This window comes from Collinsella aerofaciens (genome assembly GCF_015561195.1).
Lineage (GTDB): Bacteria > Actinomycetota > Coriobacteriia > Coriobacteriales > Coriobacteriaceae > Collinsella > Collinsella aerofaciens_AC.
The window spans coordinates 114,981-141,944 of record NZ_JADMSU010000005.1; the positions used below are offsets into that span (position 1 = coordinate 114,981).

The following is a 26,964-nucleotide window of genomic DNA, read 5'->3' on the forward strand; positions in this document are numbered from 1 at the left end:
GAGCTGCGCGGTATACTCATGACATGGAAAGACGCGAACATACATACGGTTATGAGGATGCCACAGGCGTCACGCCGCCTCCCTGGACGGGTCCGGCGGTGGGCCTGATGGACCTCGATGCGTTTTTTGCGAGCGTGGAGATGCTCGATCATCCCGAATGGCGCGGCAAGCCGCTCATCGTGGGCGGAGACGCCGATTCGCGTGGCGTCGTGTCCACGTGTTCGTATGAGGCACGTCGCTTTGGCGTGCACTCTGCCATGGCCTCGGCCGAAGCGCGGCACTTGTGCCCGCAAGCCATTTGGACGCACGGGCATTTTAATCGCTACCGCGAGGTCAGCGCGCAGGTCATGGCGATTCTCGCCGACGAGACCCCGCGCGTTGAGCGCGTATCCATCGACGAAGCCTTTATCGATATCACACCGGGTCGCTTTGCGCCCGAAGACCCGCTGCTGGTTGCGCGGCGTATAAGCGACCGCGTGGCAGGGCTGGGAGTGACCTGCTCCATTGGCGTGGGCTGCAACAAGACGGTCGCAAAGATCGCAAGCGAGCGGGATAAGCCGTTTGGGCTGACCATCGTGCGCCCCGGAACCGAGCAGCGCTTTTTGGCCGCGCTGCCGGTATCTGCCATGAGCGGCATCGGGCGCTCGGCCGAGGAGCGACTGCGCCGCATGCGCATCTACACCCTCGGCGAGCTATCACGTGCACCGGAATCCACCTTGTCCTCTATTTTTGGCGTCAACGGCGAACGCATGCGCCAGCGTGCGCTGGGACTCGAAATCTCCGAAGTCACGAGTCTCGATGAAGAGCGCGAGGTCAAGTCGGTCAGCAATGAACGCACCTTTGCGAAAGATTTGACTGAGCGTGGGGATATTGAGGCGGCGATTGCGCTGTTGGGAGAGTCAGTGGGACGCCGCCTGCGCCGTCAGGGGCTGACGGGTGCCACGGTAACGCTCAAGCTTAAGTATTCGTATGGCAGCGGGCGTACGGCACAGCGCCGGCTGCCTCATCCGACCGACGATGAGAACATCTTCGTGGCGGTTGCACTCGAACTGCTCGACAACATCTGGCAGGATGGCATGCATGTTCGCTTAGCGGGCATCGGCATGAGCGACTTCGACCACCAAGGCGGCATCCAGACTGACCTGTTCTGCGAGATCGATGACCGCGGAGCCCAATCCAGCGACCGCCGCGACCTCTCCGTCGCCATCGACGCCGTCCGAGACAAATTCGGCGACACCGCCCTTTCCTTCGGCCGCCAATCCCGCTTCAACGATTAACCGCCTTTGGGCAAAAAGAAAGCCGGGCAGGTGCGGAAAACCACAACTGCCCGGCGAAATGCGCGAGGCTAGCTAAAAAGCCCCGTATCAAATGAGCTACTAGAGGAGGTCGAGGGGGAGCTGGGGGGCGTCACCCCAGAGCTTTTCGAGGCGGTAGAAGTCGCGGGCTTCGGGAGTGAAGACGTGGACGACGACCGAGCCATAGTCCATGAGCATCCAGGTCTTCTGCTCGCGGCCCTCGATGGAGAACGGGTGCTCACCGCAAGCCTCGGCGACCTTTTCCTCAATCTCGTCGACGATAGAATCGACCTGACGGTTATTGGTACCGGTGGCGAGCACAAAGTAGTCGCACACATCGGAGAGCTCCGTTAGATCGAGCACCTGCACGTCCTCGCCCTTCTTGTCGTAGGCGGCCTGCGCGGCGGCGCGGGCGACATCCTCGGCGGCGACACCGCTCGCGGACAGCGAAGCGGCGGTACGGTCGGACGTGGCGGCGAAGCTCTTGTGCTCCACACCTTCAAGAATCTGCTCGTCAGTCATGGTCTCGTCGGCCATGGAATACCTCTTTCTAGACACACCCGAGCTAGCGCAGCTGGGCGTAATGGTTGTAAATCGTAATAGCCGTGGGATAAAGATAGCGCCCGGACTGGATCACATAGACCAGACCCTGCGCAAAACAGGAGAAGAACAACTCGTCGAGCGAGGACTTCCCCACCATCTTGCGCAGCGCATGGGCATAGTCGCCGTGGCGGTTGGGCTCGATGGCATCTGCCACAAAGACCACCATATCAAGCGGCGTCATGTCGCAGGCACCCACGGTGTGACGGTCGACAGCCTGGAAAACAGCCGGCGACAGCTCGGGGAAAAGCTGCGGAAGCTCATAGGCGGCAACAGGGCCATGCAAAAGCGGCGTCGCTGCGGAAGGAGAGCCGGCAACCTTGATGCCATAGTGAAGCGCGCGGGCCACGAGCTCGTCATCGGAAAGCACCTTGTCCCAGTCGTGAATTAAGCCGGCGGCAGCGGCATCAAAGCGGTCAACGCCGTAGACCTCGGCCAGATGAAGTGCGGTCTCGGCAACACCCAGCGAATGCACATAGCGCTTGCGCTTATCTTTCATGCGAACATCGAGCAGCTCTTGAATGCGCTTGAGCAGCGCGCGCTCATCGCCCTCAAACTGATCCTCTACCGACAACGTAGCCCCCATCACTCAAAATCTTCTTGACCCAGATCGACATACAAACTGCGCTTGCGAATGTAGCCGAGCACAGACTCGCTCGTAAGATAGCGCACGCTCATGCCGCGGGCAACTCGCTTACGAATGTTCGTCGAGCTGATCGCCAGCGCCGGAATCTGAATATAGCGCACATCGAACGGCAGCCCCGACTCTTTGATTCGGGCACGCGCCGTATCGATATCAAAACCCGGTCGCGTCGCCGCAATAAAGGTAGCAAGCTCAGCGATTTGCTCGGCATCATGCCAGGTCACAATATCGATAATTGCGTCGGCGCCCGTAATAAAGTAGAGCTTTACCTGCGGCGGGTAAAAGTCGCGAAGGGCATGAAGCGTATCGGCAGTATAGGTCACGCCCGGACGGTCGATCTCGAAACGGCTCGCCAAAAAAGCCGGATTCGCGGCGGTGGCGAGAACCGTCATGGCATAACGGTCCTCGGCAGGCGTCACCGGTTTGTCGAGTTTAAAGGCAGGAGAGCCGGCCGGCATAAAGAGCACAGCGTCCAAGTCGAGCGACTCGCGCGCCTGCTCGGCAGTCACCAGGTGCCCGTAATGAATCGGGTCGAATGTGCCGCCCATAATGCCAAGCCGAAACTCTTTGCCCTCTTTTATGGGCAGCTCGGGCAAACCGATTCCACCGCGCAGCGACATGGCTTACTCGCCCTCCGAGGTCTCGGCATCGTCCGCGGCATCCGCCGCATCGACAACCTCGACGCCCTCATCCGCAGCATCGGCCACGTCAATGGCCTCAACAGCAACGTCCTCGCCAGCGTCCTCGAGCTCCTCGTACTCCGAGAAGTCCTCAGCGCCCTCAAAGTCAAAGGCGCGCTGGCAAATGCGAACTTCGTCGCCCGCACGGCAACCGGCCTTCTCGAGCGCGTCATCAACACCCATACGCGCAAACTTATGCTGCAGGTAAATGACGGCTTCCTCGTTTTCCCAGTCGGTCTGAATGACCATGCGCTCGATGGCACGACCGACCACGCGGAAGGCATGGGGCTCTTCTTGAACAATGCGGAAACGCTTCTCACGCTGCAGACGGCGGCGCTCCCACTCATCGTCGCGCAGATCGACCGGCTCATCGGAAACCGCCAACTCGGCGCGCAGCTTAGCCACCTGCTCGCCCACGGCAAGCATCAGCGTGTTGAGGCCGGCGCCCGTCACGGCGGACACGGCAAAGAACATATGTCCGTCGTCGAGCGCTGCGCGCTTAAGATCTGCAATCTTGTCGGCCGTGCCCGGCGCGTCGCACTTGTTGGCGACGACGATCTGCGGACGCTCCGAAAGCTCGGCGCCATACTGCTCGAGCTCACGGTTGATGATGCGGTAATCCTCAACCGGGTCGCGATCCTCAAAACCGCCCGTCATGTCGACGACATGCATGATGAGCGCCGTACGCTCGATGTGGCGCAGGAACTGGTGGCCCAGGCCTTTGCCCTCGCTCGCGCCCTCGATCAAACCAGGAACGTCGGCAACGACGTAAGAATACTCACCGGCACGCACCATGCCGAGGTTCGGCACGAGCGTTGTAAACGGATAGTCGGCGATCTTGGGACGGGCGGCACTCATGCGCGCGATGAGCGAGGACTTGCCCACCGAGGGGAAGCCCACGAGTGCGGCATCAGCCATAAGCTTCATCTCGAGCTCAATCCAGTGCTCCTCGGCCGGTTCGCCCAGCTGAGCGAACGCGGGCGCGCGGCGCACCGACGTCACAAAGTGCGTGTTGCCCAGGCCACCGGCACCGCCGGGCGCCACGACAACGCGCTCGCCATCGTGCACCAGGTCGGCAATCTCGAACATCGGGGTCTGCGTCTCGGGGTCGAGCTCGCGCACCACGGTGCCCATGGGAACCTTCAGGATCAGGTCCTCGCCGCTCTTACCGTTACGACGGGCACCCTGCCCGTGCGTGCCGCGTTCGGCGCGGAAGTGATGCTTAAAGCGGTAATCGATCAACGAAGACAGCTGAGCATCGGCCTGGATGACGACATTGCCGCCACGACCGCCGTCGCCGCCATCGGGGCCGCCCTTGGGGACAAATGCCTCGCGCCTAAACGACATGCATCCGGCTCCGCCGTCGCCGCCGCACACGTTAATGCGGCTGATATCGGTGAACTGTGACAACAGAATCGCCTCCTACAAAAAGAGGGAGACCCTTGAATCCTAAAACTCAAGTGTCTCCCACATATGTGCTCTATGAAGGGTGAATTACGCGTTCGCGAGCGGGCGTACGCTGACCCTGTGCTTGATACCCTTGTGGAACTCAACGGTACCGTCGACCAGCGCGAACAGCGTGTCGTCCTTGCCACGGCCAACGTTCTCACCCGGGTGGATGTGAGTGCCGTGCTGACGGACGAGAATCGTGCCCGTGGTTACCGTCTGGCCGGCATAGCGCTTCGTGCCAAGGCGCTGACCGCGGGAGTCACGGCCATTACGGGAGGAACCGAGTCCTTTTTTGTGTGCCATTGTGTATACCTACTCTTTCGTTACGAGTGTAATCTACTCGGCGACGGGAGCCTCGGCAACAGCCTCGGCCTCTGCCTTGACAGCCTTCTTGGCGCGGGACGTAGCCTGGACCTTCACGATCTTCAGCTTGGTGAGCTGCTGACGGTGACCCTTCAGACGACGATAGCGCTTACGCTTGTGGAACTTAAAGACCAGCTGCTTCTCGCCCTTGAACTGCTCAACGATCTGAGCGGTAACCTTGGCCTTGGCCAGCTTGTCGGGATCGGTGACGATCTTCTTACCATCGTTGAGGAAGATGACCGGCAGGGTGACCTTGTCGCCCTCATTGCCCTCGATCTTCTCGACGGTGATGACATCGTCGGTGGCGACCTTGTACTGCTTGCCGCCCGTGTTAACGATTGCGTACATGTTTACTTGCCCTTCATGCATCAGTTAGTGCAACAGCCGAATATAGTAGCAGGCGAAAATACCCCCGTCAACGAGTATGTGGAGCAAATCCACAAGTTCGCACAGGTATGGGGCTGACGAGTCGGCCCTCGTCGTCCTCGCATGCTTGATTCTGACGCTCGACATCGTAGGAGCAGATGGTCACGAGGTCTTGCATACCGGTGGAAACAATAGGTGCATCCACGCCCGGGGTCAAGCCCTGCAACAAAACATCAGCTGCAGAAAGCAAAATTTCCGGTCGCATAGAGCCCTCGTTATCGGCATGGGTGTCGAGCATAAGCACTAAATGGTCCGGGCACTCCCCCGCCGTGAGCTCATAGCCCACGAGCGTGTGATCCAAATCCAAGCGCTTGCTCTTTTTGCCGCGCGCGTAGTCGATGCCATGGTCCGCGCGCAGCGTGTCGATCGCACGACGCACCTCGTCGGCGCTTACGGGCGCCTCGGGATCCAAGTGCAAATCAATGCGATACGACAAGCGCGTGAGCTGCGCCGTCAACGCCGGCGTGCGCACGTCGATGTACGCCGCCTCGATGGGTGCCAGATCGGCCGGAGAGGCCGCAGCCAGGCGCCCAAACGCCTCGTCGAGCGCCACGAACTCGGTCATAAACAGGTCATACCACTCGCAGGTCGACGACGTACCCACCGGTAGCGCCGAAGAGAAGCTCACGCGCATGTGAGGAGAGAAACCCTGCGTGACGGCATAGGGAAGTCCCGCACGGCGCACGATGCGCTCAATGGTATGGATTACTTCGAGATGGCCCAGGTACTTAAGGCGATCGCGCTTGCCATAGCGAACACGAAGCCTAAAGAGCGTGGGGTTGTCGGTCAGGCGCTCACTCATGCGCGATCACCCATCAATACATTCTTGGCGTGGAGCGTGGGGCAGATTCCGCAGCCGGTGCACGACGTGCGGGTGCAATCGGGAGTCGTGACACCCTCGAGCGAGCGACGGTACTCGCGCTCGAGGAAGCCGCGCGTGCAGCCGGGGCTCACGTGCTCCCACGGCAGGCGCCAGTCCAACTCGTAGGGCAGGTGCACGAGCTCATTGAGGTCGATGCCGTTTTTGGCAGCAGCCTCCTTCCAGTTATCGAGCGAGAAATGCTCTACCCAGGCGTCAAAGCGAGACCCCGAGCGCCAAGCATCGATGATGACGGGCGTCATGTCACGACCGGCGCGGGACAGCGCGGCCTCGATGAGCGAGGTCTCGGCATCGTGGTAATGCACGCGGACGGCACGGTTGCGAACGCTCGTGATAAGCAGCTTCTGGCGGCGCTTGACATCGTCGTAGTCGAGCTGCGGGCACCACTGGAACGGCGTGGCAGCCTTGGGGATAAAGACCGAAACCGAGATGGACACCGAGATCGAGCCGCGACGAGTCTTGGGCACCACGGAACGACCGAGCTCCAGCACGTGATCGGCCAGATTGGCAATGGCCACGATGTCCTCGTCGCGCTCGCTGGGAAGGCCCATCATAAAGTAGAGCTTCATGCGGTTCCAGCCGGCCTCGAAGGCCGCCTTGGCCGCACGGTCCAGGTCCTCCTCGGTCACGTTCTTGTTAATGATGTCGCGCATGCGCTGGCTGCCGGCCTCGGGCGCGAACGTCAGGCCGCCCTTCTTTTCGCCGGCGACCGACTCGGCCATATCCACGCCAAACGAATCCAGGCGCTGAGACGGAATCGACACGCGAATACCCGTATCCTCCAGGCGACGGTTGAGCCTGCCGAGCACGTCACGAATGCAGGAATGGTCGGTCGTGGAGAGCGAGGTCAGCGACACCTCGTCATAGCCGGTCTTTTCCAGACCCTGAATCACCGACGAGACGATCTGGTCGGCCGAACGCTCGCGCACCGGGCGATACGTCATGCCGGCCTGGCAAAAACGACAGCCGCGAGCGCAGCCGCGCAGAATCTCGATAGACAGGCGATCGTGGACCAGCTGCGCATAGGGTACGCACGACTGCGACAGCGGATTCGTGGCGCCGAAATCCTCGACGACGCGCTTGTAGACCACGGTCGGAGCATCCTTGCTCTCGCGCGGCACGGTGTAGCCATGCGGCGAGCAGGGCTCGTCGTGACGAACCTCATAGAGCGACGGCACGTAGTTGCCGGCAATGGATGCAAGCTGCTCAACAATCTGCTCGCGCGGGACCCCTTCGTCGCGCAGGTGGCGATGCAGCTGGCAGGTCTCGAGCAGCGATTCCTCGCCCTCGCCGATGAGGATGGCATCGAAGAAGGCCGCGTACGGCTCGGGGTTGTACACCGAGGGACCGCCGGCGATGATGATGGGGTCGTCTTCGCCTCGGTCGGCCGCCAACAGCGGAATGCCAGCGAGGTCGAGAGCCTCGAGGAAGTTCGTCACCGCCATCTCGTGCGGCACATGCAGGCCGACAATATCAAACGAAGCGACCGGCGCTGCACCCTCGAGCGACAGCAGCGGAATACCCGCCTCGCGCATGGCGTCACCCATATCGGGCCACGGCACATAGCCGCGCTCACAGGAGATGCCCTCGGCCTGGTTAAGGATGTTGTAGAGGATGGCGATACCCTGGTTGGGCAGACCGACCTCGTACACATCCGGGTAGATCAGGCAGCAACGGTAGTCGGCATCGGCCTTTGAAAGCGTGCCCCACTCGTGATCGATATAGCGGCTCGGCTTTTCGACCTTGGCGAGCAGCGGCTCAATTAAATGAAAGCAGTCTTGATACGGAACGCGCAACGGAAAACCCCTAAGCAGCGAGATCGGATGCGTCTTGGTAGGACGCCATAGGACGGGTAGCGCCCGCGACCGTGGTCACCAGATCGCGAACGCGGGAGAACGTGGCAGTGACCACCTCGTTGGCATGGCTGTAGTCGACATCGCGCTCGTAGAGCGAAACAAGCGCACGGCCCATGCCATAGGTGCCCGCGGCAGCAGTGAGCGCCTTAACGGCAAACCCAATATGCGGCGTCTGCTTGACGAGCGCGCGGGTGACCGCGCGGATCACAAGACCGCCGGCAAGCACGCCCGCGACCTCGTAGCCGCGCTCAGGCTTAATGCCGCGTCCAAAGACGGCAGCGAGCTCAAAGAGCATGCCCACCTGCGCCAGCGCCATAACGGGATAATCGGCGCCCGGCAAAAACACCAGCGCACCGGTCGCCATATTTGTGAGCGCGCACGAGGTGATGATTCGATTGGCCGCCGCGATGCGCATGAAGGCAAAGTTCGCCGCAAAAGCCGTTTCCTTTTCGGTGCGATCGAGAATCCAGCGGGCAAGCGTCTCGAGCAGATACGTCTTATCGGTTGCCGCCACCACGCCGAGCATGGGCGTGGACTCCTCGATAAACGGCACCTCCACAGCAGACTCGGCAAGCACGCACACGGGCGCGCCGGCGATCACGAGCTCCTGCACGGCACTCTCCAAGCGGTCGGAACCACACGAGAGCACCAGTACCACATCGGTATCGGTCTTTGGAGCAATTCGCTCCTCCCCCAGACGCTCGACGCGCACAATGCCCGAGGTCGTCTGCGGCACAAAGGCGTCACGCACCGTCTCGGCCAGAAAGCGCGAGGCAGACGAATCCAGATAGACCGAGACGCGCACCGGCGTATCGGAATCCTTCTTAACGGACGCGCCCATCTTAAAAGCGCGGGTAAGCTTATCTACGGGAATTTTCATAGCAAACCCCTCCAGCGGTTACGCGGCGCCCGAACGATGCCGCCATATGGATTGTACGATACCCACCGTCAGCAGCTGAATCATCATCGAAGACGAACCGAAGCTAATAAACGGTAGCGGAATACCGGTAATCGGCATCATGCCGATGCACATGCCGATGTTTTCGAAGGTCTGGAACGCCCACATGCCAACGATGCCCACACACGATAGGCGCAAGAACAGCGACTCACACTTAAAGGCGACGCGAATCGTCGAAAAGATCAGCAGCACGTAGAGACACAGGAGCAAAAAGGAACCGCAAAAGCCAAAGGTCTCGGACAGGAAGGCGAAGACGAAGTCGGTGTGGAACTCAGGCAGAAAGCCGCCGGCCGACTGCGTCGCATGGCCCAAGCCCTTACCAAAGAAGCCGCCCGAGCCAACGGCGATAAGCGACTGCTGCAGGTTGTAGGCATCGTCCGAATCGGCATTATCGGGGTCGATAAAGACCGTCAGACGGTTCATCTGATACTGCTTGATGAGCACATCGTGGCCGAGCAACGAATCAAAGACCGAATCGAGCGCCAGGACGAGGGCCACCAGGCCCACGAGCAGGGCCAGGGTCGACAGCACCCATTCGCGGCGTGCACCGCTCATGCAGATAACGATGGCGCCCGAAACCAGCACGACCAGACCCGAGCCCAGGTCGCCCATGGCGACGACGGCCAAAAACGGAATGGACAGCATGCCGCAGAGCTTGACGTAGTCGCGAACGGTATCGATGCGGCCGTTATACTGCGAGCCAAGCGTGGCAATAAAGAAGATGGTGATGAGCTTGGCAAGCTCAACCGGCTGGAATGTCAAGCCGATACCGGGAATCTTGATCCAGCCCGTCATGCCCAGACCGCCTGTATAGGACAGACCCGGAATCTTGGGCGAGAAGATAACGATCAGGTCGATGACGAGCAACGCCGTCGAGAAATTAGAAATACCGCGCAGGTCGGTACGCCAGACCAGCACCGCCAGCACCGCCCCGATGCCAATTCCCAGAAGATGACGTGAGAACGAGGCATCGGCCTTAAACTGCGAAGCCGACCAGATAATGATGGCACCGTAGGCGACGAGCGCCACTGTAGCCACGAGCACACCGATATGCACCTTTTGGCGAAACGTGCCGCGCGAGGCCGAAAGTTGCTTGTTGACGCGGTCCAGGCTGCTGCGAGAGCCGGTCTTGGTTGAACGGAACAGATCCGCCGGAGAAAAATCCATCGCAACCTCCTATCGAACCGAAGAATCGCCCGAAGCCGAAGAGGTATCGGGCTCGTCATAAATCACGCCGAGCACGTCGCGCACGACATGCATCGCGGTATCTGAGCCACCGCCGCCCTGCTCCAGGACAGTAGCGATGACATACTTGGGATCATCGGCCGGCGCATAGGCGCAGAACCACGCGTATTCGTCCTCGCCGCTTTTCTCGCCCGTGCCCGACTTGCCGTATACCTGCGGCGTCAGGGTGCCAAAGTGAGCCGCCAGGGACGTCGATGCCGTGTAAATCACGTCGTGCATGCCGTTGCGAACAAGAGCCAAATCCGAATCGCTGTTGATCTTGGCCTCCAGGCGCTTTTTCTTGCCTTTGCCGTTGTACTTATAGGCATCGCCGTCGCCATCGCGCGACACGGCAGACAAAAACACGTGAGGCACGTACTGCTTACCGCCGTTGGCGAGGCCCATGTAGGCGCATGCCATCTGCAGAGGCGTCACCAAAATGTCGCCCTGGCCGATGGCAATGTTGGTCATATCGCCGGCATTCCACTTGCGGTCCTCGGCAGAGGCGTCGGTGAAGTACGACTCTTTCCACTCGGCATCGGGAATACGGCCCGCGCCCTCACTCGGCAAATCGATACCGCAGGTCTTGCCTAGGCCCCAGCGACGAAAGACCTCCTGCAGGCCCTCGGAATGTTGCTCGTTATAAAAGAACGCCTTGCCCATATCGTAGAAGACGGGGTCGCACGAGTTGGCAATACCCGACTGCAGAGTCATGGTGCCGTGTCCAGACGTCAGCCAGCAGCGCTTGCCCCAAGCCTTGCCCAGGCCCGTCCAATAGCCCGTGCAGTTGGTTGTCTGCGTTGAGGTATAGGTTCCAAACTCAAGACCGGCCAGTGCCGAGAGCGGCTTGATGGTCGAGGCCGACATGTACTGTCCGCTAATGGCGCGGTTGAGCAGCGGGTGCGAACCCTTGTCATCATTGAGCTCGGTCCACACGTCATTTGAGACGCCGCCGATAAAGACGGACGGATCGAACTTGGGCTCGCTCGCCATGCCCAGGATCTCGCCATTGTTGGGATCGAGGCACACCACAGCGCCGTTGCCGGCATTGCTGTAGCCAGTGGTCTTGGCAAGCTCGATGGCGCTCGCCAACGCCGTCTCACAGGCCTGTTGGATCTTAAGGTCGAGCGTGAGCTTAATGTCGGAGCCGGCCTTGGCGGGCACGGCGCCGGCCTGACCGGTCACATTGCCCGAGGCATCGACCTTGACGGTCTGCTCGCCACGAATACCCTGCAGCAGGTTTTCGTAGTAGCTCTCAACACCCGCCTGGCCCACGATATCGCCCGACTGGTACGTAATCCGGCCAGCAGAAGCATCATCATCGCCAGAGGTTTTCTTATTCTGGGCCTCGAGCTGCTCGGAGGTAATGGTGCCGGTATAGCCCAAGATATGGCATGCCGTCTCGCCATATGGATACTGGCGCTCGGTACGCTCGGCAATCTTGACGCCCGGGAACTCGCCGGCGTGCTCCTTGATATAGGCAACCGTGGAGCGACGGACGTCCGTCGCGATGGTATGCAGGCTCTGGGCGCCCTCGGAATTGTCCTGGATATTGCGCAGAACCGCCACGTAGGGCATACCGAGCACATTGGCAAGATGGCGAACCAGAACCTCATCCTCGGCAAGGTCGCGGTAGGCCACGACAGCAAGTGAGGGACGGTTCTGGACAAGCGCCACGCCATTGCGGTCGAGGATGCGGCCGCGCACAGCGGGTGTGGTAACGGTGCGTGTCTGATTACTATTGGCCTGCTTCTCGTAATAGTCCGACGAGACCATCTGCATGCCCCACAGCTTGACGGCAAGCGCCGCAAACATCGCGCCCACACCCGTGGTGAGGATGGAGAAGCGGCCCTTAAAGGCGGTCGCCGCGGTATTGCCCTCGCCCTCGGTGGCGCGCGGGGCCGTTCCATGCTGCGTATCGTAGGTAAAACGGGAATCGCCGCGACGCATGATGACCAGCGCGACCACGATGGCCACAACCAGCACGATACCGGCGATAATAACCGTCATCTGGGAAGACATCTACGGGCCTCCCCTATTTGAGCTTACGGGTCTTGGGCTTAAAGCGCATGCCCGTCTGGCGTCCGCCACGTGCGGAGAATCCATAACCGGACTGCGGCACGACGCCGGACATCAAAAACGGAATGGCAACCAGACCCGTCAGGATCGAAGACGGCAGCGCATGGCCGAAGATCGCAACGACAAAGCTCGTCTCCAAACCCATAAACAGCAAGATGATGCTGTAGATCACATTAATGACGAGCGCGAAGGCGCCCACCGTGATGCCGCGCGCACTCGGGGTACCGCCCGTCTGACCGGCGGCGCTATGCACCAGGGCAAAAGAACCCACGGTCAGCAGGAGCGACATAACGCCCACCGGCACGGCAGCGGAAAGGTCATAGAACAAGCCACTGCAAAAACCGCACACGACGGCACGGGTCGGGTCGCCCGAGAACACGCTTAGGCACACCAGGATAATCATGAAGTTGACGCGACCGCCCGCAATGGAGATCTGCGGTGCCAGGCCTGCCTGCAGCAGCACGCACACGATGACGGCGATTACAAACGTGCGGGAGCTCATCCCCTGCTCGTGTAGATCCATGGACATGCCCCCTATTCGCTCGAGCCGGAATCGGTCGTCTCGGACGTGTCGGAACCGTCATCCGAGCTCTCGTTCTTCGTCTTGGTCGCAGCATCGCGCGACGTTCCCTGCGGCGTGCTATTAGCGGTGCTCACGTCCTCATCCGAGGCCGACTGTTCGTCGGTCAGCGAGGTGATGACCAGCACTTCCTCGTTGTTCTCGGCCGTGGTCTGATCGCGCACCACAATGGTGTAGTACACGTCGTTTGCCGATTTCTCAACCGACGAGACGGTGCCGAGCGGTAGACCCTTGGGGAACACACCGCCAATGCCCGAGGTCACGATGATGTCGCCAACCTTAACGTCGGAGTCGACGCTCACATACTCAAGACGCAGCGTGCCGTCAGCCTGACCCTGCAGCATGCCCTGGGCGCGCGTGTCCTGCACCATAGCGGACACGCCCGAGTTCTCGTCGCCAATCAGGCGCACGGTGGACGTCTTGGCCGAGACCTCAATAATCTGGCCTATGACACCGGCAGAACTCGTCACAGGCATGTTGATGGTAAGACCGTCGGCAGAACCCTTATCGATGGTAACGGTCGAGGTCCAGGCATCGCCCGAAGCGCCGACGATACGAGCTGCAGTGGACTTGAGGTTGTAGGTCGACTGCAGACCGACCAGACCCTCCAGTCGCTCGGCGGTCTTTTGAGCCTCGGAGAGCTCGGCGACCTTAGAAGTCAGTTCCTCGTTTTGCTTCTTAAGCTCGTCAAGCGTGTCCTGTGACGCCGTAAGGTTAGAGAACACGTTACCGATCGCATTGAAGGGAGCCGCCACAGCCGAGCCCAGAAAACGCACCGGCGAGGTAATCGTCGTCACGCCCGAACGCACGGCATGAATCGGCCCCGTCTCGCCCTCGCGAATGTAAAACGTGAGCAGCAACACCGAAATCAGGCTGAAAACAATCAACGGGCGCATACCCGTTGATTGTCGCTTGGTATTCAGATTTGTGGAGAAACCCGAAGATCGTGCCAAATGGAATCCACCTTTTGGAAATTAAGCATTGGTCTGGACGAAGCCGCCATCAAACGCATTGGCCTCGAGCACGCGGGCACAGCCGTTAACAACGTTATCGAGCGCCGTGGGGCTGACGTTGACCGAAACGCCGGTCTCATCGCGCAGGCGCACGTCGAGACCGCGCAGCAGCGCGCCGCCACCGGTCAGCAAAATGCCGTAGTACATAAGGTCCGAGGCAAGATCGGGAGGCGTAGCGTCGAGTGCGTCCTTGACGGCCTTGGCCATCTCGTCGAGCGGCTTATTGAGCGCGCGACGAATCTCCTCGCTCTCGATGCGCACGGTCTTGGGCAGACCGGTAATCACGTCGCGGCCGTTGACCTCGACGTCGAGCTCGTCCTTAAGCGGCACGGCGGAGCCGACCTTGATCTTGATGTCCTCTGCCGTACGCTCGCCGATGGCCAGGTTGTAGGCATCACGAACGTGCGTGAGGATGGCCTGATCGAACTCGTCGCCGGCAATACGGATGGACTGCGAGACGACGATGCCGCCCATAGCGATAACGGCAACCTCGGTGGTACCGCCGCCGATGTCGATGACCATGGAGCCGGTGGGTTCCTCGACGGGCAGGTCGGCGCCGATAGCGGCTGCCATAGGCTCTTCGATCAGATAGGCCTGGCGGGCACCGGCCTGGATCGTGGCCTCAAAGACAGCGCGCTTCTCGACCGACGTGACACCGGAGGGAACGCAGACGACAACACGCGGACGCGGAGTCCACGGATAGCGCTTCTCGGACGCCTTGTCGATAAAGTAGCGAAGCATGGCCTCGGTAACATCGAAGTCGGCGATGACGCCGTCCTTCAGGGGACGAACGGCCACGATGTTGCCGGGCGTACGGCCGAGCATGCGCTTTGCCTCGATACCGACCGCCAGGATGCGCTCGTCGTTCTTGTCGATGGCGACAACGGAGGGCTCGCGAATAACGATGCCCTTGCCGCGCACGGAGACAAGCGTATTTGCGGTGCCGAGGTCGATGGCAAGATCGCCCGCATAGCTACCGAAGAACATATCCATCAAAGAAAACAACGCAACTCCTGATGTGTTGGATGATTGCTGGAAAACTACTAGCTCATCATACTAGCGCAAGCCCGGCACCTCACTTGCGGTGAAGCGCCGGGCAAAGCTAAATCCCATAAGGTCACTACTGGTTGTCAGCAGCCGAGAAATCCATATCAAGCGAAGAAACGGCCCAGCCGATATGGTTGTCGGAGCGCACGAATTTGACGGTGTACTCCTGCTCGCCGCCCTTGGACAGCGATGCCTTCACCTTAGCGGTCGTCTCGGTCATGGACTGATCCATGCCCTCGACGGACACGGTGGCACCCTGCGGAATCGAGGAGATGATCATCGACTTAGCGTCCTCGGACAGGTTCGAGGCCAGGCAAGAATCGGCCTTTGCGGTGTCACCGTCGCCGGCAGCCTGGAACAGATCGGTAACGACAGACTCCTGAGACGGGAAGCCAAAGCCGCGCGTGTAGGCAAAGCCCAGACCGCCCGCGGCGATCAAAATGAGCAGAAGCAGCACGATGAAGACTTTGAGACCCGTGTGGCGATGGCGACGACGGACCTTGGCCTGCTTACGATCCTGACGGTCCTGCTGGACCATCTCGGACTCGGACAGCGTAAAGAAGCCGGTGTCCGAGGGATCGGGCATAAACTGACCGGTCGCGCCCGTAGGATCGAGCGGATCGACGGCAGGAGCGTCCATCGCGGGCGCCGGGGCCGTGGCCATAGCCGTCTGGGCAGACAGCGCGGCAAGCGAATCGTGCACGCGGGCAAGCTCATCGGCCTGCTCGGAGGTGAGCTGGTAGATGCCATCGGCAGTAGCGGCGTTAAAGGCATCGAGTGCGTCGGAGGGACGGCCGGCGGCAGAAAGCGCCTGACCCATGCCGGCGTTGAGCGCACGCGTGTCGTCGCGGGGGCCGGCAAAGTCGATAGCCGTGCGGTAGGTCTCCACGGCATCCGCCGGACGGCCGAGCTTAATGAAGCAACGACCGAGCTCGCCGAGCGCGGCGGCAGGAGCCGGATTGGCGCCGTCGATGGCAGCCTGACGGAAGGCGGTTCCCGCGTTGGCATAGTCGCCCGATTGGAACAGCGCATTGCCCAGGCCCAGATAGGCCTTGAACGGCGTGGCATAGGAAGCATCCTGCGTAGCAGCAGAGAACGCCTGGGCGGACGTCGTGTAGTCGCCCACGGCGGCGAGCGCCTTGCCGCGGTTGGTAAGCAGCGCGCCGCGCTTGCCGTAGGTGCCGTCGTTGAGGGCGGCGGCATAGGCCTCGGCGGCCTCGGCATACATGCCCAGGTGCATCAAAGCGTTGCCACGAAGGTGATCGGCCTCGCCCATAATCTCATCGGGAGTCTTTGCCGCCCCAAGCATCTGGGCTGCAGCGGAAAAATCACCCGCGCGGTAAGCGGCGCGGCCCTGTTGGATCAGCTGGCTATTCAAGGAAGTCCCCTTTACTCGTGAACGATCTCGACATGGACGATCTCGTCGCCGGCACGCAGCTGCGAAATCACATCGAGACCCTCGACCGTGGTACCAAAGACGGTGTAACCGGAATCGAGGTTATGCTGGGCACCCAGGCAGAAGTAGAACTGCGAACCCGCGGAATCGGGGTCCATGGAGCGTGCCATGGCGAGGGCGCCATCGACATGGCTGTTGCGCGGATTGGTGGCAAACTCGCCCTTGATGCAGTAGCCGGGGCCACCGGTACCGGGCATACCGTCGGGGCCCTCAAGACCGGCAGCGACGTCGGCGCCGGACATGTCGCGGGTATTGGGGTCGCCGCCCTGGATAACAAAACCGGGCACATAGCGATGGAACTTAAGGCCATCATAGAAGCCCATCGTGGAAAGCTCGCAGAAGTTCGCGACATGAATGGGAGCGCCCTCGCCGTCAAACTTGACCTTGATGGTACCCTTCGACGTCTCGATTACGGCGCACTCGTCGCCGACAAGCTGATACTCGGGCGTGTAGAGCTCTTTCTTAAAACCAAACATGTGGTTCCTTCCTCGTGCGTTTAAAGCATATTTGTACGAATTGTAGCAATAAGCACGGGTTTACATCAATTGCGCACGTAGGTTATGCCGACTATGGCGAACTAATTTTAGGAACGCTGCTGCGGCTTCCAGGAACCCACATTGGCATCGTACTGGTTCAGCGCGCTGTTGCCGCCCTGCGCGATGGGCGCCAGGATCTCGCTTTGGTGGGAACTCATCGACTCGCCATCGGGAATGGCCAGCGAGATATCCCAGCTCTGGCAGATCACGTCGACGCGCTCATACATCCACTCGGCAAGCTGCTTTAAGTGGGCGATGTCGTCCGCATAGACCGTATCGTCCTGGTACTTAAGGTTGTTGAGCTCATCTTGCGTCTTTTTGATCTGGTCGCGCAGGGCGTAGGCACTCTGCGACAGCTCCTGACGGGTGGACAGCGGCGTTCGGAGATAGCCGTTGTTAAAGGAATCGATGACCTCGCCGATCTGGTCCTCGTCAGCATAGGACACGATGGTCTGATACAGACCGTCGAGCCTGGTATAGAGCTGATCATCGGTGAGCACGGTTTCTTCCTGGACCACCTCGGCAGAATCGTCCTGCTTGGTATCGTCCTCGGTCGCCTCGCCCTTTTGGCGCGTGGGGAAGGTCGTCTGCGCGGCCTGGCCAAACTGGTCGTAGAAGCCGGGCATGACACCCATGGGATCGGCCGTCACGAACCAATAGGCACCACCGCACACAAGGGCAAGGACCGCGATGACAATAAACGGCTTGGGGATATGACGCTTGTGCTTGTGATAGGCGTCCTCGTCGGGATGCACCTTGCGCTTGGGTTTTTGAGCATCGTCGTGCAGGGAAACCGGCGTGGGAATATCGACCTTGGGGATACCGAAATCCTTATCGAAAGCTGGCAGCACGCAGGTCTCATTGGGGTCGGCGGCGTCCGAAAGCACCGCAGCGGCAGAGGCCGGCGCATGCGGCACCTCGGTATCGATCTGCTCTTGCGTTAGGCGCGGAAAGCCCGCCGTGCGGCCCGCTGCCAGGTCGGATGCTGCCGCGTCCTCGGAGAGGATACCCGGAGCGGGGCGTCCGCATTTGGGGCACGTACGATCATGCGGAGAAAGACGGGCACCGCAGCCCTCACAGAACACGAACTCGGTGTGCTCGGGACCATCGCCCGGACCCACATAGGCGTTGCAGTAGGGGCAGAACGAGGCGCCGTCCTCGATAGTCTTAAGGCAATGCGGGCAGATCACGGCATCCTCTTTTCGAAGCAATTCAAACAATCGAGGTTAGAGCATAACATCGCCACGGCCCCACAGGAGCAAGGCACCAATTCAACATCGCCAAGGCGCGTAGTTACTTCTTCTTTTTGCTCGGCATCGAGACTTTGATGCCTTGGGCGGACTTGGTTACGCGAGAGCGCTTGGCTCCGCTACCCTTCTTTTTCTTGGGCTGGGCCTGGGCCACGCCCTCGAGTGCGCGGGCCTCGGCCTCACGAACGGTGCGAGATTCGCGGCGCTGCGCCATGTCGGCGGCGACGCGCTTGGCAAAACGCTCCGCCGTCGAACCCGTCGAGCTCACCTTGCCGCCACCGCGACCCAGGCGGACGCGCACACCGCGACCAAAACCAGTTGCGGCATGACGACGACGCGGCTTAAGCGAATCTATCATCGTGGCGAGCTTAAAGAACACCGAGCAGGTAAAGGCCACGATGACAGCCAAGATAACCATCTGGCCCATCGACAGGTTGGCAATAGACAGCAGCTCCGGGAATCCGATAACGCCCACCAAGATGCCAGCGACTACAAACACAAAGAGCGCCACACGTAAGGGCGTGAGGGGCTGCGAGATACGCCAGATCAGGCTGACGCTCGCCGCGCACGACGTAAGTAGGCACATCGTAGACAGCGTGAGCTGGTTAAAGCCAAACACGCGCGCCACAAAGATATCGAGCGCCGCGGCCAAAATGACCGCAATCGACGCCGGCAGTGCCCGCTTGAGCACGTTCGTCAGGAACGACCCCTTCACGCGAGCATTGTTGGGCTCCAGGCCCAACACAAAGCCCGGCGCGCCGATGCAGAAGAAGTTGATGAGCGTCATCTGAATCGGCTCGAAAGGGTACGGCGGCAGCGCGATGCACAGTGCCGCCAGGCCCATCGAGAACAGCGTCTTAGTCAGGAACAGCGAGGCCGAACGCTGCAGGTTGTTGATGGAGCGACGGCCCTCGGCCACCACGGCAGGCATCGAGGCAAAGTCGTTGTCGACGAGCACGATCTCGGCCACGTTGCGCGCGGCATCGGAGCCGGCCGCCATAGCCACGGAGCAGTCGGCCTCCTTGAGCGCCAGCACGTCGTTGACGCCGTCGCCCGTCATGGCCACGGTGTGCTCGCGGCGCTTGAGCGCCTGCACGAGCTCACGCTTCTGCTGCGGGGTCACACGACCAAAGACATGGTAGCGGTCCACTGCGGCATCGAGCTTGGCCGGCGTATCGAGCGTCGTGGCGTCCACATAAGCGTCCGCCCCTGGCACGCCCACCACGCGCGCGATCGACGACACCGTACGCGGGTCGTCGCCACTGATCACGTTAAGGGTCACGCCCTGCTCGTTAAAGTAGCCGATGGTCTCGGCCGCCGAGGTACGAATCTCGTCGCGGATGGTCACAAAGCCCACGGGCTCGGCCTCGCCCACCATATCGCCATCGGGCGTAAAGCCGTCTACGCTCGCCACCACGAGCACGCGGCAGGTATCGGCAAGCTCGGCGACACGGTTCTCGACCTGGGCAAACGCACGATCAGAGAGCACAAACTGCGCCGCACCCATCACATAGGAGCCCTGCGCAAACGACGCGCCGCTCCACTTTTTGGAGGACGAGAACGGAATGACCGACAGCGGCTCGGACACCTCGACCGGGCGATCGGCGTAATAGTTGAGCAGCGCCTGGCAGGTCTCGTTGGCATCGGCCGAAGTCGCACGCGCCACGTTAGCCAGAGCAAAATCGAGCACCGTGGTATCAACGGGAACGGCGGCGTCGCTCTCCCCCGCACCCATACCCTCGATCGGCAGCGGATACGTGCCCTCGACCTCCATGCGACCCGACGTGATGGTGCCCGTCTTGTCCAGGCACAGCACGTCGACGCGAGCGAGCGTCTCGATGCAGTAGAGCTGCTGCGCCAGCACCTTGCGGCGGGCCAGGCGCACCGTGGCGATGGCGAGCACCGACGAGGTCAGCAGCACCAGGCCTTGCGGGATCATGCCCAGCAGGGCGCCCACCGTGGACAGCAGCGCCGACGAAGGCACATGACCAGCCAACAGCTCGGAGAAGCACCACGAAAGCGCGCTATCGCCCGGAGTTCCCGCGGCATCCCACAGCTCGCTCACACTCGAGGCAAACAACGCCAGACCGAGCGGGATCATGATGATGCTCGCAAAGCGCACGATGGCGTTAAGCGCGTTCATGATCTCGGAATTGACCTTTTTGACGTACTTGGCCTCGTTATTTATTTTGGCCACGTAGTTGTCGGCGCCGGCATGGATCACGCGGGCGCGCAGCAGGCCCGAGTCGATAAAGCTGCCGCTCATGAGCTCGGAACCGGGCTGTTTCTTAATAAGATCGCTCTCGCCCGTCAGCAGGCTCTCGTTCACGAGCGCCTCGCCCGAAACCACCACGGCGTCAGCGGGGATCTGGTCGCCGCGCCCCAAGCGGATGATGTCGTCGAGCACGATCTGGTCCAGGTCGAGCTCCACCTCGGCGCCGTCGCGCACCGCGATGGCCTTCTTGGAGGTCAGCAGCGTGAGCTTATCGACCATCTTCTTGGAACGCATGGACTGAATGACGCCGATAGCGGTGTTCAAGAACACCACGAACAGGAACGTCAGATTCTTAAACGAACCGGTCAAAATGACCAGGAACGCCAAGATCACGTTGATCAAATTGAACAGCGTGCAGAGGTTCTCGATGATGAGCTCTTTGACCGACTTGGTCTTGAGCTCCATGTTGCGGTTGATCTTACCGGCGGCGATGCGCTCCTCGACCTCGGCGGTCGAGAGTCCGCGCTCGATATCCGTTGCTGCCATACCACGTCCCATCACGTCGCGTCGGTATAAGAAAAACCGCCCGGACCATGCGAGGTTCGGACGGTCTTACGTTCGATGGTGCCCCATGTTGGATTCGAACCAACGGCCTTCTGCTCCGGAGGCAGACGCTCTAATCCCCTGAGCTAATAGGGCCAACGTTTGGCATTATACCCAAGTGCACCACGGGCTATCAAAATAAAAGAAAAAGCTTTGCAATTCCGAGGAAGACGCGGCGCAACGGCTCACTTTAGAAGGCAAAAGCGAATCAGATAGTATAAACTCTCATGCACCATATATACACGGCTCGCGATGCGGGCCGTTTTTGCAAGGGTTATCCACCGAGATGAGAGGCGCACCATGATTGCAATTTTAAAGCAGAGCGCCAGCGACGAGGCCGTCAGCCATATCGTCAGCTGGATTGAGAAAAAGGGCCTGAAGACCGACGTCTCGCGCGGCGAGAACGAGACGATCATCGGCCTGGTGGGCGATACGACCAAGATCGACCCGTTCCTGCTCGAGTCCATGGACGTCGTCGAGCGCGTGCAGCGCGTCTCCGAGCCGTTCAAGCGCGCCAATCGCAAGTTCCACCCCGAGGACTCCGTCATCGACTGCGGCCACGGCGTCAAGATCGGCGGCGATCAGTTCCAGGTCATCGCCGGCCCGTGCTCCGTCGAGGGCGAGAACCTCATCCGCATCGCCCGCCGCGTGAAGGCCGCCGGTGCCACGATGCTGCGCGGCGGTGCCTACAAGCCCCGCACTTCCCCGTACGCCTACCAGGGCATGGGCCCCGCCGGCCTGGACCTGCTGTGCGAGGCGTCCGCCGAGCTCGACATGCCGATCGTCACCGAGATCATGGATCCGCGCGACGTGCAGGTCTTCTTGGACAAGAAGATCGACGTCATGCAGATCGGCGCGCGCAACGCCCAGAACTTCCCCCTGCTCAAAGAGGTGGGCAAGACCAAGACTCCGATCTTGCTTAAGCGCGGCATGTCCGGCACGATCGATGAGCTGCTCATGGCCGCCGAGTACATCATGAGCGAGGGCAACGACAACGTCATCCTGTGCGAGCGCGGCATCCGCACCTTCGAAACCCGTACTCGCAACACCTTCGACCTCAACGCCGTGCCGGTGCTGCACCACCTGTCGCACCTGCCCGTCGTCGCCGACCCCAGCCACGCCACCGGCTACACCCGCTACGTTGAGCCCATGGCGCTTGCCGCGACCGCCTGCGGCGCCAACGGCCTGGAGATCGAGGTCCACGACGAGCCGAGCCGCGCCTGGTCCGACGGCGCCCAGGCCCTCACCCCCGATCAGTTCGACGACACCATGCGCCGCATCCGAGCCATCCGCGAGGTCGTCTGCCAAGAGACCATGGAGTAGCCCATGGGTACAGTGAGAAACGCGCGCGTTAACCAGGGCGGCCCCAAGTGCGCCGGCATCGTCGGCCTTGGCCTCATCGGCGGCAGCTTTGCCCGCGGCTATGCGCAGGCGGGCGTCCGCGTGCTGGCCTGGGATCCCGATGACGATGTCATGACGGCTGCCAGCATGGGCACCGTTGCCGGCGAGCTCAACGACGAGACGCTCGGCGAATGCGACATCATCGTCCTGGCTTGCTACCCCGAAGCCTGCATCGAGTGGCTCGAGGCACACGCCCAGGCACTCGCCGACGCCACCGATACCGAGGCCATCATGGGCCCCGTGGTAATTGACACGGTGGGCGTCAAGGGTATCGTGTGCGAGCGCGCCTTTGAGCTTGCCCACGAGCACGGCTTTTACTTTGTGGGCGCGCACCCCATGGCGGGCACGCAGTACTCGGGCTATGCACACTCCCGCGCCGACCTGTTCCAGGGCGCCCCGCTGGTGCTCGTACCGCCCGCGGTGGACGATGCGCTCAAGCTGGAGCTTTTGGGCCAGGTGCGCGAGATGGTGCGCCCCTTGGGCTTTGGCAAGTTCAGCGTGACCAGCGCCGCCGAGCACGACCGTGTCATCGCCTTCACGAGCCAGCTTGCGCACGTGGTATCCAACGCCTACGTCAAAAGCCCCACTGCCCAGGTCCACCACGGCTTTTCGGCCGGTAGCTACCGCGATCTCACCCGCGTGGCGCACCTCAACCCGCAAATGTGGTCCGAGCTCATGATCGACGACGCCGACGCGCTCGCCTTCGAGATCGACCATCTGATCGAATCGCTTGGCGCCTACAGCCGCGCGCTCAAGGACCGCGACCAGCGCTATCTGGAGAATCTCCTTGCCGAGGGCGACCGCATTAAGCGCGCACTCGACGACGAGGCCTCCCACTAGACAACCCATCACGCCAGGTCGAAAGGACCGAAGCTTATGGCGATTACCATCGATATCGACACTGCACGCCCCTACCAGGTGCATGTTGGCACGTTTTTGTTGGAGCAGGCGGGGCCGCTCGTGCGCGCCACCGCCGGCGGCACCAAGGCCGTCATCGTGACGGACACCAACGTGGGCCCGCTCTACCAGATGCCCGTTAAGCAGAGCCTGGAGGCGTCAGGCTACGAGGTGAGCATCTGCACCTTCGAGGCCGGCGAGGCCCATAAGCGCGCCGAGACCTACGTTGCCATTTTGGAGTTTGTGGCCGAGCACGAGCTTTCGCGCTCCGACGTGATCGTGGCACTCGGCGGCGGCGTCGTGGGCGACGTGGCGGGCTTTGTGGCCGCCACCTACATGCGCGGCTGCAAGTTTGTGCAGATCCCGACGAGCCTGCTCGCCATGGTGGATTCATCGGTGGGAGGCAAGACCGCCATCGACCTGGCTGCCGGCAAGAACTTGGCCGGCGCCTTTTGGCAGCCGAGCGTGGTTATCGCCGACGTGGGGTGCCTGGCCACCCTCACGCCCGAGCAGTTCGCCGACGGCTGCGGCGAGGTCGTCAAGCACGCCGTGATCGCCGACCTGGAGCTTTTCGCCGAGCTGGAGAAGACCCCGCTCACGCTGGAGCTGCTCAACCGCGATGTGGCCCGCGTAGCGCTCATCATCGCCCGCAATATCGACATCAAGCGCGCCGTGGTCGTCGCCGACGAGCGCGAAACCAACCAGCGCAAGCTCCTCAACTTTGGACACAGCGCCGGACACGCCGTCGAGGCCTGCGAGCACTTTGAGCTGGGACACGGCAACTGCGTGTCGATCGGCATGGGCATCATCACGCGCGCCGCGGCCCTGCACGGCGTCTGCGATGCCGCACTGCCCGGTCGTATTGAGGAACTCTGCGCCCGTCATGGCCTCACGACCCGCTGTGACCTAGATGCCGATACCGTCTTTGCCGAGGCGCTCCACGACAAGAAGCGCGCGGGCGACACCATAGACCTGGTGATTCCGCACGGCATTGGCCGCTGCAGCATCGACCGCACACCGCTTTCCACTTTCCACGAACTCATTGCCGAGGGCCTCGGCCAGAAGGGAGACGCATCCGCATGCTAGCCCGCATCACCCCGTCCCCGCTCAAGGGCACCGTTCCCGCCATCGCGTCCAAGTCGATGGCGCATCGCCTCATCATCTGCGCTGCGCTTGCCAACGGCGAGACGCACGTCACCTGCAACACCACCTGCGCCGACATCGAGGCCACGGTGCGCTGCCTTACGGCACTGGGTGCTCGCATCGAGACCGTCGAGGACGGCTTCCAGGTCCACCCCACCATGAAGAGTGTTGAGTTTGGCCTGCTCAAGGCCCTTGCCGGCGGCACGCTTGACTGCGGTGAAAGTGGCTCCACGCTGCGCTTTATGCTGCCTGTCGCCTGCGCGCTGGGTGCGGATGCCACCTTCGTAGGCCAGGGCCGCCTGGGCGCCCGCCCGCTCTCCCCGCTCTCGGACGAGATCATCGCCGCCGGCTGCGACCTACAGGGTCTGGGCGGTTTTCCGCTCAAGACGAGCGGCCGCATGCGCCCGGGCACCTTTGTGCTTCCGGGCAACGTGAGCTCGCAGTACATCTCGGGCCTGCTGCTGGCAGCCCCGCTGCTGGCCCAGCCCTCCTGCGTGCAGGTAACCGGCCTCATCGAGAGCCGCCCCTACATCAACCTGACGATACAGGCCATGAAGGCCTTTGGCGTCGAGGTCAACGTCGAGCGCATTCCGGCCAAGGACGGCCAGCCCGAGGTCACGAACTTCCGCGTGAGCAGCGGCTCGTACCGCACGCCCGGCAGCGTAGCCGTCGAGGGCGACTGGTCCAACGCCGCCTTTTGGCTGTGCGCCGGTGCCATCGGCACCGACCCAATCACCGTCGAGGGCGTGTCACTGAGCTCCGCACAGGGCGACCGTAACGTGCTTGCCGCGCTTTCGCGCTTTGGCGCCCGCATCGTGCGCTCCACCAACGCCGCCACCGTGCAGTCCGACAAGCTCGCCGGCTTTGAGATGAGTGCCCACGACATTCCGGACCTGGTGCCCGTCATCTCGGCCGTGGCCTCGCTGGCACAGGGCCGCACCTTTATCCGCGATTGCGCCCGTCTACGCATCAAGGAATCCGACCGTCTGGTCACCACCACCCGCGAGCTCACCGCGCTGGGCGCGCAGGTGCGCATTGCCGGCGATGACCTCATCATCAAGGGTGTCGATGCCTTCACCGGCGGCGAGGTCGATTCGCACAACGACCATCGCATCGCCATGATGGCCGCTATCGCCGCGAGCCGCGCCACCGGCGAGGTCGTGATCCACGGCGCCGAGGCCGTCAACAAGTCCTATCCCGATTTCTTCGACCACTACCGCCTGCTGGGCGGCAAGGTCACACTCGAGGAGGAATAGCATGTCCTCGACCTTTGGCAACGTCTTGCACTTAAGCATCTTCGGCCAGTCGCACTCCCCCGCCATCGGCTGCTCCCTCGATGGCATTCCGGCAGGTATCGCCGTGGACCAGGAGCAGCTGCAGGCCTTCCTCGACCGTCGCGCCCCCGGTCGCGACGAGACCGCGACCAAGCGCCGCGAGGCCGACGCCGCCCAAATCATCGCCGGCGTGGTCGATGGGCACACCACCGGCGCGCCCATTGCCGCGATTATCGAGAACACCAACACGCGCTCCAAGGATTACTCCGAGCTGCGCCGCAAGCCCCGCCCCGGACATGCGGACTTCCCTGCGCGCGTGAAGTATCACAACATGCACGATGTCGCCGGTGGCGGGCATTTCTCCGGCCGCCTAACGGCACCCCTGTGCATCGCCGGCGGCATTGCGCTGCAGGCACTCGAGGCCCGCGGCATTAAAGTGATGGCGCATGTGGCGCAGATCGGCGGCATCTCCGATCTGCCGATGGACGACATAGTCTATCGCGAGGCCGACCGCAAGGCGATCCTTACGAACGATCTGCCGTGCATTGACGCCGCCGCAGCCGGCCGCATGCGCGAGGAAATCCTAGCCGCGCGTGACGAACTCGACAGCATCGGCGGCATCGTGGAGTGCGGCATTTATGGGCTTCCCGCGGGCATCGGCGACCCCATGTTCGACGGCATCGAGAACCGCATCGCGCAAATCGCGTTTGGCATTCCCGCCGTAAAGGGCGTGGAGTTTGGCATGGGCTTTGCCGTGGCCGCCATGCGCGGCAGCGAGAACAATGATCCGTATCGCATCGATGCCGAGACCGGCGAGATCGAGGTCGAGTCCAACAACGCCGGCGGCATCCTGGGCGGTATTTCGACCGGCGCGCCCGTCATGTGGCGCATGGCCGTAAAGCCGACGCCCTCCATTGGCCGCGAGCAGCAGACGGTGGACATGGACGCTATGGAAAATGCCGAGCTCTCGGTCCACGGCCGCCACGATCCCTGCATCGTCCCCCGAGCTGTCCCCGTAGCCGAGGCAGCCGCCGCCCTTGCCATCTGGGACGCCCTCCTCGAAGACGCCGCCCAGCGCTAACTACCCACCCCTCAA

The 26,964-nt window shown here is 61.8% G+C and carries 24 protein-coding genes and 1 tRNA gene; 6 read left to right on the plus strand and 19 right to left on the minus strand.

The genetic code is table 11. The annotated features are described in order from the left end of the window. The first annotated feature begins 23 nt into the window (after positions 1-23). Positions 24-1,277 carry a DNA polymerase IV gene (dinB, locus tag I2H81_RS06415; protein ID WP_195644958.1) on the plus strand — a complete coding sequence of 418 codons (1,254 nt, stop codon included), beginning with the start codon at positions 24-26 and terminating at the stop codon, positions 1,275-1,277. A 99-nt stretch (positions 1,278-1,376) separates the two neighbouring features. On the opposite strand, the gene rsfS is transcribed toward dinB, so the two are convergent. From rsfS to I2H81_RS06510, 19 genes are all read right to left on the minus strand, one after another. Then, on the minus strand, positions 1,377-1,832 hold the full coding sequence (gene rsfS, locus I2H81_RS06420; RefSeq protein WP_117786060.1) for a ribosome silencing factor: 456 nt from the start codon (positions 1,830-1,832) through the stop codon (positions 1,377-1,379). Between the two features lie 28 nt (positions 1,833-1,860). Next, positions 1,861-2,394 carry a bis(5'-nucleosyl)-tetraphosphatase (symmetrical) YqeK gene (gene yqeK / locus I2H81_RS06425; protein ID WP_197736885.1) on the minus strand — a complete coding sequence of 178 codons (534 nt, stop codon included), beginning with the start codon at positions 2,392-2,394 and terminating at the stop codon, positions 1,861-1,863. Positions 2,395-2,480: 86 nt separating this feature from the next. Then, positions 2,481-3,158, minus strand: coding sequence for a nicotinate-nucleotide adenylyltransferase (gene nadD / locus I2H81_RS06430; protein WP_195644959.1), 678 nt, complete (start codon positions 3,156-3,158; stop codon positions 2,481-2,483). Between the two features lie 3 nt (positions 3,159-3,161). Continuing rightward, complete coding sequence (obgE, locus tag I2H81_RS06435; RefSeq protein ID WP_195644960.1) at positions 3,162-4,628, minus strand: GTPase ObgE; 1,467 nt, start codon at positions 4,626-4,628, stop codon at positions 3,162-3,164. Between the two features lie 84 nt (positions 4,629-4,712). After that, positions 4,713-4,970 (minus strand): 50S ribosomal protein L27, encoded by a 258-nt coding sequence (gene rpmA / locus I2H81_RS06440; RefSeq protein WP_006236075.1) that lies wholly within the window; start codon positions 4,968-4,970, stop codon positions 4,713-4,715. Positions 4,971-5,003: 33 nt separating this feature from the next. Beyond that, a complete protein-coding gene (gene rplU / locus I2H81_RS06445) occupies positions 5,004-5,378 on the minus strand; it encodes a 50S ribosomal protein L21 (RefSeq protein ID WP_035138585.1) in 375 nt (124 codons plus the stop codon). A 67-nt stretch (positions 5,379-5,445) separates the two neighbouring features. Further along, positions 5,446-6,258, minus strand: coding sequence for a TIGR03936 family radical SAM-associated protein (locus I2H81_RS06450; RefSeq protein WP_195644961.1), 813 nt, complete (start codon positions 6,256-6,258; stop codon positions 5,446-5,448). After that, entirely contained in the window at positions 6,255-8,132 is a 1,878-nt protein-coding gene (locus I2H81_RS06455) for a TIGR03960 family B12-binding radical SAM protein (RefSeq protein WP_195644962.1), read from the minus strand. Before I2H81_RS06455 ends, I2H81_RS06450 begins: the two co-directional genes overlap by 4 nt. A gap of 10 nt (positions 8,133-8,142) precedes the next feature. After that, positions 8,143-9,072 (minus strand): YcjF family protein, encoded by a 930-nt coding sequence (locus I2H81_RS06460; RefSeq protein WP_195644963.1) that lies wholly within the window; start codon positions 9,070-9,072, stop codon positions 8,143-8,145. An 18-nt stretch (positions 9,073-9,090) separates the two neighbouring features. Then, on the minus strand, positions 9,091-10,317 hold the full coding sequence (locus I2H81_RS06465; protein ID WP_022094759.1) for an FtsW/RodA/SpoVE family cell cycle protein: 1,227 nt from the start codon (positions 10,315-10,317) through the stop codon (positions 9,091-9,093). Positions 10,318-10,326: 9 nt separating this feature from the next. Beyond that, the gene (mrdA, locus tag I2H81_RS06470; RefSeq protein WP_195644964.1) at positions 10,327-12,396 is read right to left on the minus strand and encodes a penicillin-binding protein 2; all 2,070 of its coding nucleotides are present in this window, start codon (positions 12,394-12,396) and stop codon (positions 10,327-10,329) included. Positions 12,397-12,409: 13 nt separating this feature from the next. Then, entirely contained in the window at positions 12,410-12,976 is a 567-nt protein-coding gene (locus I2H81_RS06475; RefSeq protein WP_195644965.1) for a rod shape-determining protein MreD, read from the minus strand. An 11-nt stretch (positions 12,977-12,987) separates the two neighbouring features. Continuing rightward, positions 12,988-13,929: a rod shape-determining protein MreC gene (gene mreC / locus I2H81_RS06480; protein WP_195644989.1), complete on the minus strand. Its 942-nt coding sequence runs from the start codon at positions 13,927-13,929 to the stop codon at positions 12,988-12,990. A 78-nt stretch (positions 13,930-14,007) separates the two neighbouring features. Beyond that, the gene (gene mreB, locus I2H81_RS06485) at positions 14,008-15,039 is read right to left on the minus strand and encodes a rod shape-determining protein (protein ID WP_006236061.1); all 1,032 of its coding nucleotides are present in this window, start codon (positions 15,037-15,039) and stop codon (positions 14,008-14,010) included. Between the two features lie 127 nt (positions 15,040-15,166). Then, positions 15,167-16,471 (minus strand): tetratricopeptide repeat protein, encoded by a 1,305-nt coding sequence (locus I2H81_RS06490; RefSeq protein ID WP_229108104.1) that lies wholly within the window; start codon positions 16,469-16,471, stop codon positions 15,167-15,169. A gap of 11 nt (positions 16,472-16,482) precedes the next feature. Beyond that, positions 16,483-17,025, minus strand: a complete 543-nt coding sequence (locus I2H81_RS06495; RefSeq protein ID WP_055249980.1) for a peptidylprolyl isomerase — start codon at positions 17,023-17,025, stop codon at positions 16,483-16,485. A gap of 107 nt (positions 17,026-17,132) precedes the next feature. Further along, positions 17,133-18,275 (minus strand): zinc ribbon domain-containing protein, encoded by a 1,143-nt coding sequence (locus I2H81_RS06500; protein ID WP_195644966.1) that lies wholly within the window; start codon positions 18,273-18,275, stop codon positions 17,133-17,135. A gap of 103 nt (positions 18,276-18,378) precedes the next feature. After that, positions 18,379-21,096 (minus strand): HAD-IC family P-type ATPase, encoded by a 2,718-nt coding sequence (locus I2H81_RS06505; protein ID WP_195644967.1) that lies wholly within the window; start codon positions 21,094-21,096, stop codon positions 18,379-18,381. A gap of 76 nt (positions 21,097-21,172) precedes the next feature. Next, positions 21,173-21,249, minus strand: a tRNA-Arg gene (locus I2H81_RS06510). A gap of 204 nt (positions 21,250-21,453) precedes the next feature. Here I2H81_RS06510 and aroF point away from each other — a divergent pair. Genes aroF through aroC form a run of 5 tightly spaced genes read left to right on the plus strand, consistent with a single transcriptional unit; the run spans position 21,454 to position 26,949 of the window. Further along, on the plus strand, positions 21,454-22,476 hold the full coding sequence (gene aroF, locus I2H81_RS06515; RefSeq protein WP_117629151.1) for a 3-deoxy-7-phosphoheptulonate synthase: 1,023 nt from the start codon (positions 21,454-21,456) through the stop codon (positions 22,474-22,476). 3 nt (positions 22,477-22,479) lie between these two features. After that, entirely contained in the window at positions 22,480-23,394 is a 915-nt protein-coding gene (locus I2H81_RS06520) for a prephenate dehydrogenase (RefSeq protein WP_117629150.1), read from the plus strand. Positions 23,395-23,430: 36 nt separating this feature from the next. After that, complete coding sequence (gene aroB, locus I2H81_RS06525) at positions 23,431-24,537, plus strand: 3-dehydroquinate synthase (RefSeq protein ID WP_117629149.1); 1,107 nt, start codon at positions 23,431-23,433, stop codon at positions 24,535-24,537. After that, the gene (gene aroA, locus I2H81_RS06530) at positions 24,531-25,850 is read left to right on the plus strand and encodes a 3-phosphoshikimate 1-carboxyvinyltransferase (protein WP_117757150.1); all 1,320 of its coding nucleotides are present in this window, start codon (positions 24,531-24,533) and stop codon (positions 25,848-25,850) included. Before aroB ends, aroA begins: the two co-directional genes overlap by 7 nt. Position 25,851: 1 nt before the next feature. After that, the gene (aroC, locus tag I2H81_RS06535; RefSeq protein WP_195644968.1) at positions 25,852-26,949 is read left to right on the plus strand and encodes a chorismate synthase; all 1,098 of its coding nucleotides are present in this window, start codon (positions 25,852-25,854) and stop codon (positions 26,947-26,949) included. The last annotated feature ends 15 nt before the right edge of the window (positions 26,950-26,964 follow it).

What these genes read in the sequence shown, in the direction of transcription:
- dinB (WP_195644958.1), top strand. Translation starts at nt 24, where the DNA reads ATGGAAAGACGCGAACATACATACGGTTATGAGGATGCCACAGGCGTC.
- rsfS (WP_117786060.1), bottom strand. Translation starts at nt 1,832, where the DNA reads ATGGCCGACGAGACCATGACTGACGAGCAGATTCTTGAAGGTGTGGAG.
- yqeK (WP_197736885.1), bottom strand. Translation starts at nt 2,394, where the DNA reads ATGAAAGATAAGCGCAAGCGCTATGTGCATTCGCTGGGTGTTGCCGAG.
- nadD (WP_195644959.1), bottom strand. Translation starts at nt 3,158, where the DNA reads ATGTCGCTGCGCGGTGGAATCGGTTTGCCCGAGCTGCCCATAAAAGAG.
- rpmA (WP_006236075.1), bottom strand. Translation starts at nt 4,970, where the DNA reads ATGGCACACAAAAAAGGACTCGGTTCCTCCCGTAATGGCCGTGACTCC.
- rplU (WP_035138585.1), bottom strand. Translation starts at nt 5,378, where the DNA reads ATGTACGCAATCGTTAACACGGGCGGCAAGCAGTACAAGGTCGCCACC.
- I2H81_RS06450 (WP_195644961.1), bottom strand. Translation starts at nt 6,258, where the DNA reads ATGAGTGAGCGCCTGACCGACAACCCCACGCTCTTTAGGCTTCGTGTT.
- I2H81_RS06460 (WP_195644963.1), bottom strand. Translation starts at nt 9,072, where the DNA reads ATGAAAATTCCCGTAGATAAGCTTACCCGCGCTTTTAAGATGGGCGCG.
- I2H81_RS06465 (WP_022094759.1), bottom strand. Translation starts at nt 10,317, where the DNA reads ATGGATTTTTCTCCGGCGGATCTGTTCCGTTCAACCAAGACCGGCTCT.
- mrdA (WP_195644964.1), bottom strand. Translation starts at nt 12,396, where the DNA reads ATGTCTTCCCAGATGACGGTTATTATCGCCGGTATCGTGCTGGTTGTG.
- I2H81_RS06475 (WP_195644965.1), bottom strand. Translation starts at nt 12,976, where the DNA reads ATGGATCTACACGAGCAGGGGATGAGCTCCCGCACGTTTGTAATCGCC.
- mreC (WP_195644989.1), bottom strand. Translation starts at nt 13,929, where the DNA reads ATGCGCCCGTTGATTGTTTTCAGCCTGATTTCGGTGTTGCTGCTCACG.
- mreB (WP_006236061.1), bottom strand. Translation starts at nt 15,039, where the DNA reads ATGGATATGTTCTTCGGTAGCTATGCGGGCGATCTTGCCATCGACCTC.
- I2H81_RS06495 (WP_055249980.1), bottom strand. Translation starts at nt 17,025, where the DNA reads ATGTTTGGTTTTAAGAAAGAGCTCTACACGCCCGAGTATCAGCTTGTC.
- I2H81_RS06505 (WP_195644967.1), bottom strand. Translation starts at nt 21,096, where the DNA reads ATGGCAGCAACGGATATCGAGCGCGGACTCTCGACCGCCGAGGTCGAG.
- aroF (WP_117629151.1), top strand. Translation starts at nt 21,454, where the DNA reads ATGATTGCAATTTTAAAGCAGAGCGCCAGCGACGAGGCCGTCAGCCAT.
- I2H81_RS06520 (WP_117629150.1), top strand. Translation starts at nt 22,480, where the DNA reads ATGGGTACAGTGAGAAACGCGCGCGTTAACCAGGGCGGCCCCAAGTGC.
- aroB (WP_117629149.1), top strand. Translation starts at nt 23,431, where the DNA reads ATGGCGATTACCATCGATATCGACACTGCACGCCCCTACCAGGTGCAT.
- aroA (WP_117757150.1), top strand. Translation starts at nt 24,531, where the DNA reads ATGCTAGCCCGCATCACCCCGTCCCCGCTCAAGGGCACCGTTCCCGCC.
- aroC (WP_195644968.1), top strand. Translation starts at nt 25,852, where the DNA reads ATGTCCTCGACCTTTGGCAACGTCTTGCACTTAAGCATCTTCGGCCAG.